Annotated in this window: 2 protein-coding genes and 1 pseudogene; all 3 read left to right on the top strand. The window is 64.0% G+C overall.

The features are described from left to right. Positions 1-251 (top strand): annotated as a pseudogene (locus RA24_RS21545) (sugar phosphate isomerase/epimerase family protein); the annotation flags it as partial. A 111-nt stretch (positions 252-362) separates the two neighbouring features. After that, positions 363-617, top strand: a complete 255-nt coding sequence (locus RA24_RS21540) for a type II toxin-antitoxin system CcdA family antitoxin (protein ID WP_039152654.1) — start codon at positions 363-365, stop codon at positions 615-617. Then, positions 605-781 carry a hypothetical protein gene (locus RA24_RS21535; protein ID WP_241480990.1) on the top strand — a complete coding sequence of 59 codons (177 nt, stop codon included), beginning with the start codon at positions 605-607 and terminating at the stop codon, positions 779-781. The genes RA24_RS21540 and RA24_RS21535 overlap by 13 nt, the downstream gene beginning before the upstream one ends. Positions 782-956: the final 175 nt, after the last annotated feature.

Here is a 956-nt window from a genome sequence, read left to right as displayed (position 1 = left end):
CCCGTGACCGGCTGGACGTCTTTGCCCCCGCCAACGTCTACAGCGCCGCCGGCAGCCGCGACGGCATGGTGCCGCTGTTCGAAGGCGCCTATGACTACAGCACCCTGATGGCCGAATTAGCCCAGGACCCCGCCTGCGAGGCCTCGCTGGAATGGTTCGGGGATGCGGTTTTTCAGACCCTAAAAGGCGATATCGCCCAGATTCGCACCCGAACCCAAAGCGACATGCCAGAAACGGCAGAGGCCGTCTGACTGTCGGCACCTTGCCAAATTGGCACCTGGTGCGCCCCGCAAGGCGCACCGGAGTTTGCGATATATACTCGGACGGTATATGTTGGCGGTATAACACCGGAGCATATCCTCATGACCGCCACCGCCAAACGCAAGACCTCCCTTACCCTGGATGCGCAGGCGCTGGACCGCGCCAAGGCTCTCGGCATCAACGTCTCCGCAGTGGCAGAGACCGCGCTGATGCAGGCCGTTGCCGAGGCACGGCGTAAGCAGTGGCTGAAGGAAAACGCCGATGCCTTTGCCGCGCAATCCGACTGGCACGAACAGCACGGCCACCCGCTGGCTGACATCATGACTGCGCCAGGGGCAACCTCGTGGAAGGACTGACCCGCTTCGACGTCGCGGAATACAACGGTATCTCTATGGTCGTGATCGAAAGCGATCTGCTGCCGCCCGACCCGTCCGTCGTTGTCATTCCGTTGCTGGCAAACTACCCGGCCGTGACGCACCTGAACCCCCGTGCGGTGGATGTGCTGATGGCGGGCGTCTAGGCCTCCCGCCTCAGTATCACACCATCTCCGCCACCCGCTCCGCCGTGCCCGCCTGACGCTGCCACAGCCCGGCATAGACACCCTGCTGCGCCAGCAGCGCCGCGTGGCTGCCATCCTCGGCAACCTCCCCCTCCTGCAGCACCACGATGCGGTCCATCTGGGCAATCGTCGACAG

The organism is Leisingera sp. ANG-M6, assembly GCF_000813905.1.
Classification (GTDB): domain Bacteria; phylum Pseudomonadota; class Alphaproteobacteria; order Rhodobacterales; family Rhodobacteraceae; genus Leisingera.
Note: the sequence above shows the minus strand (reverse complement) of the source record. Positions and strands in the feature narration are given on the sequence as shown.

What these genes read in the sequence shown, in the direction of transcription:
- RA24_RS21540 (WP_039152654.1), top strand. Translation starts at nt 363, where the DNA reads ATGACCGCCACCGCCAAACGCAAGACCTCCCTTACCCTGGATGCGCAG.